4 protein-coding genes are annotated in these 4,421 nt (G+C 70.0%); all 4 read left to right on the plus strand.

Annotation, left to right across the window (positions count from 1 at the left end; translation table 11 throughout):
• Nucleotides 1–326: agmatine deiminase family protein (locus tag CCS38_RS27570; RefSeq protein WP_223736035.1), on the plus strand; the 326-nt coding region annotated here is incomplete at its 5' end.
• Between the two features lie 35 nt (nt 327–361).
• Entirely contained in the window at nt 362–991 is a 630-nt protein-coding gene (locus tag CCS38_RS27575; protein WP_223736036.1) for a TetR/AcrR family transcriptional regulator, read from the plus strand.
• A gap of 74 nt (nt 992–1,065) precedes the next feature.
• Nucleotides 1,066–2,382 carry an MFS transporter gene (locus tag CCS38_RS27580; protein ID WP_223736037.1) on the plus strand — a complete coding sequence of 439 codons (1,317 nt, stop codon included), beginning with the start codon at nt 1,066–1,068 and terminating at the stop codon, nt 2,380–2,382.
• A gap of 285 nt (nt 2,383–2,667) precedes the next feature.
• Nucleotides 2,668–4,278 carry a citramalate synthase gene (gene cimA, locus CCS38_RS27585; RefSeq protein WP_223736038.1) on the plus strand — a complete coding sequence of 537 codons (1,611 nt, stop codon included), beginning with the start codon at nt 2,668–2,670 and terminating at the stop codon, nt 4,276–4,278.
• Nucleotides 4,279–4,421: the final 143 nt, after the last annotated feature.

Below are 4,421 nucleotides of genomic sequence, written 5' to 3' on the forward strand. Positions count from 1 at the left end.
ACCCCGACCACGCCGTCTGCGCCGAGATCGTCAAGGTCCTCAAGGACGCCACCGACGCCCGCGGCCGGCAGCTGGAGATCGTCGAGGTCCCCGCGCCCACCGTCATCGAGGAGGACGGCGAGTTCGTCGACTACTCCTACATCAACCACTACCTCTGCAACGACGGCGTCGTCCTCTGCGGCTTCGACGACCCGCGCGACGAGCACGCGGCCGGCATCTTCCGCCGGCTCTTCCCCGACCGTACGGTCACCCTCGTCGACGCCCGTACGATCTTCGCTGCGGGTGGCGGCATCCACTGCATCACCCAGCAGCAGCCCAAGGTCTGATCAGCCGCACTGATCAGCCGGTCCAGGAGGTCCCCGTGCCCGGTCCCGAGCGCCGTCCCCGGCGGCGCCTCAGCCAGCCGCGCGAACAGGTGCTCGCCGCGGCCATGACCACCATCGCGGCGGAGGGCCTGGACCGGCTCACCATGGCCGGACTCGGCCGCGAGGTCGGCATGAGCAGCGGCCACATCCTGTACTACTTCGGTACCAAGGACGAGCTGCTGCTCCAGACCCTCCAGTGGAGCGAGGAACAGCTCGGCGCGGAGCGCCGCGCCGAGCTGGCCCGCCGCGTCCCCGCCCGCGCCCGCATCGACGCCCTGGTCGACCTCTACCTCCCCGAAGGCCACCGCGACCCCCGCTGGACCCTCTGGCTGGAGGTCTGGAACCGCTCCCAGAACGCCGACGACCCCACCCGCGAACGCCAGCTCGACCTCGAACTCGCCTGGCACCGCGACCTGGTCGCCCTCCTCGTCGAAGGCGCCTCCAAGGGCGAACTGCGCCCCGTGGACGCCGAACGCTTCGCCGTCCGCACCCGCGCCCTGCTCGACGGCTTCGGCACCCACCTCGTCGTCGGCCTCCCCGGCCTCTCCCGCGAGGACGTCCTCGGCCACGTACGCGACTTCCTCGACGAGGCGCTGACCCCGGCCGATGCCCCGGCGGGTACATAACGCACGGAACGTCGCCTGATCGTTGCCTGGTGCACCCTTGCAGGGAGATCGCTGGTCCGGCACCGTTCTCGGCTATGGGACGAGAGCAATGGAAGAAGATCTGGGTCGGCTCGGCCGGCAACATGGTCGAGTGGTTCGACTGGTTCGTGTACGCGAGCTTCGCCGTCTACTTCGCGGACTCCTTCTTCCCCAAGGGCAATGAGACCGCCAACCTCATGAACACCATGGGCGTCTTCGCCGTCGGCTTCTTCATGCGGCCCGTCGGCGGCTGGCTGCTCGGCCGCGTCGGCGACCGCAAGGGCCGCAAGGCCGCCCTGACGCTCACCGTCACCCTGATGTCCGCTTCCGCCGTCCTCATCGCCGTCGCCCCGACCTACGAGGTCGCCGGCTACGGCGGCGTCGCCGTCCTCCTCGTCGCCCGCATGCTCCAGGGCCTCTCCGTCGGCGGCGAGTACGCGGCCAGCGCCACCTACCTCACCGAAGCCTCCGCACCCGGCCGCCGCGGCTTCGCCTCCAGCTTCCAGTACGTCTCGATGACCGCCGGCCAGCTCCTCGGCCTCGGCCTCCAGATCATCCTGCAGCGCACCATGTCCGAGGACGCCCTGCACAGCTGGGCCTGGCGCATCCCCTTCATCATCGGCGCGCTCGGCGCCGGCATCGTCTTCTACCTCCGCCGCAACATGCTGGAGACCGAGGTCTACGCCGCGGACGACAGCGCCAACGCCGACCCGGCACGCGGCACCCTCAAGGCACTCTGGGCCCACAAGCGCGAGGCGTTCCTCGTCATCGCGCTCACCATGGGCGGCACCGTGGCGTACTACACGTACACCACCTACCTCACCAAGTACCTCTCCGGCAGCGCCGGCATGGACAAGCCGACCGCCTCCCTGGTCAGCTTCTGCGCCCTCTTCGTCTTCATGTGCATCCAGCCACTGGCCGGCCGGCTGTCCGACCGCATCGGCCGCCGCCCGCTGCTGATCACTTTCGCGATCGGCTCGACCTTCCTCACCGTGCCGATCATGACGATGCTCCGGCACGCCGGCTCCTTCTGGCCCGCCCTCGGCCTCGCCCTGCTCGCCCTCGTCGTCGTCACCGGCTACACCTCGATCAACGCCTGCGTGAAGGCCGAACTGTTCCCGACCGGCATCCGGGCCCTCGGCGTCGCCCTCCCGTACGCCATCGCCAACGCCCTCTTCGGCGGCACCGCCGAGTACGTCGCCCTGTGGTTCAAGAGCGGCGGCAACGAGTCCGGCTACTACTGGTACGTCGCGGGCTGCGCCGCCGTCTCCCTCGTCGTCTACCTGACGATGCGCGAGACCCGGACCATCGACCTGCACCGGGTCGCCAAGGACGGGAAGGCCGGAAAGGACGAGCGACTGCTCGCATCCTGAGACACCGGGCACTTTGGGGGCAGTCGTGTGCAAGACTGCCCCCATGCTCTCGTTCGCCATGATTATTGGCAGCAGGCGCGCCGGTCCGCAGTGACCGCCCCGTACGAAACCGAGTACGGCGCGGCACCGTCGTCCCAGACCCGCGCGCAGACCTCTCGCACCCGCGAGGGGTTTTTTCGTTTCCCGGCCCACCCGCCACCGGGGACGGAGCGCGAGGGATCATAGAGGGACGGTGGCACCGGTTCATTCCGGTAGACCGAAGATCCCGACAGGAGCCAGATCAGCATGACGGACACCTCCGACGCATCACTGTCCGACGATTTCCATGTGTTCGACACGACGCTGCGCGACGGAGCGCAGCGCGAGGGCATCAACCTCACCGTGGCGGACAAGCTGACGATCGCGCGCCACCTGGACGACTTCGGCGTGGGCTTCATCGAAGGCGGCTGGCCCGGCGCCAACCCCCGGGACACCGAGTTCTTCCAGCGGGTGCAGGAAGAGGTGCCCTTCCGGCACGCACAGCTGGTGGCGTTCGGCGCCACCCGCAAGGCGGGCGTGCGGGTGGAGGACGACGCGCAGGTCGCGGCGCTGCTGGACTCCAAGGCCCCGGTGATCACGCTGGTCGCCAAGTCCCACGTCCGCCACGTGGAGCTGGCACTGCGCACCACCCTCGACGAGAACCTGGCCATGATCCGCGACACCGTCGCCTACCTGCGCGAGCAGGGCCGCCGGGTCTTCCTGGACTGCGAGCACTTCTTCGACGGCTACGCGCTGGACGCCGACTACGCCAAGCGGGTCGTCCGCACCGCGAGCGAGGCCGGCGCGGACGTCGTGGTGCTCTGCGACACCAACGGCGGCATGCTTCCCGCGCAGGTCACCGCGGTGGTACGGACAGTACTGGCGGACACCGGCGCGCGGCTGGGCATCCACGCGCAGGACGACACGGGCTGCGCGGTGGCCAACACCCTGGCGGCGGTCGACGCGGGCGCCACGCACGTGCAGTGCACCGCCAACGGCTACGGCGAGCGGGTCGGCAACTCCAACCTCTTCCCGGTGGTCGCCGCGCTGGAGCTGAAGTACGGCCGCAAGGTGCTGCCCGAGGGCAAGCTCGCCGAGACCACCCGGATCTCGCACGCCATCGCCGAGGTCGTCAACCTCACGCCCTCCACCCACCAGCCGTACGTCGGCGTCTCCGCCTTCGCGCACAAGGCGGGCCTGCACGCCTCCGCGATCAAGGTCGACCCCGACCTGTACCAGCACATCGATCCCGAGCTGGTCGGCAACACCATGCGGATGCTGGTCTCCGACATGGCGGGCCGCGCCTCCATCGAGCTCAAGGGCAAGGAGCTGGGCATAGAGCTCGGCGAGGACCGCGAGCTGGTGGCCCGGGTCGTCGAGCGCGTCAAGGAGCGTGAGCTCGCCGGGTACACCTACGAGGCCGCCGACGCCTCCTTCGAGCTCCTCCTCCGCGAGGAGGTCCAGGGCAAGCCGCTGCGCTACTTCACGGTCGAGTCCTGGCGCGCGATCGTCGAGGACCGCCCCGACGGCACGCACGCCAACGAGGCGACCGTGAAGCTGTGGGCCAAGGGCGAGCGGATCGTGGCCACGGCGGAGGGCAACGGCCCGGTCAACGCGCTGGACCGGGCGCTGCGGGTGGCGCTGGAGCAAATCTACCCGCAGCTGGCGGAGATGGAGCTGGTGGACTACAAGGTCCGCATCCTGGAGGGCGCGCTCGGCACGGGATCGATCACCCGCGTCCTGGTCTCCACCGGCGACGGCCGTGGCGAGTGGTCCACGGTCGGCGTCGCGGAGAACGTGATCGCCGCGTCCTGGCAGGCCCTGGACGACGCGTACGCGTACGGGCTGATGCGCGCGGGGGTCACGCCGGAGGGCTGACGGCACGCTGATCGCGCACGGCCACGGCCCCGCCCGGTTCTTACGAACGGGGCGGGGCCGTGGTGTGCGGAGGAGGTTATCCACAGGCCCCAGCGACGGCCGGTGAGGAGCGCTACCTTCGCTGCATGCGTGGTGGAGGTGGG

The sequence above is a fragment of the Streptomyces purpurogeneiscleroticus genome, assembly GCF_020024005.1.
In the GTDB taxonomy this organism is placed as follows: Bacteria; Actinomycetota; Actinomycetes; order Streptomycetales; family Streptomycetaceae; genus Streptomyces; species Streptomyces purpurogeneiscleroticus.

Bases quoted from the DNA above. Each gene is read 5' to 3' on its own strand.
- cimA (WP_223736038.1), top strand. From the start codon at position 2,668: ATGACGGACACCTCCGACGCATCACTGTCCGACGATTTCCATGTGTTC.
- CCS38_RS27580 (WP_223736037.1), top strand. From the start codon at position 1,066: ATGGGACGAGAGCAATGGAAGAAGATCTGGGTCGGCTCGGCCGGCAAC.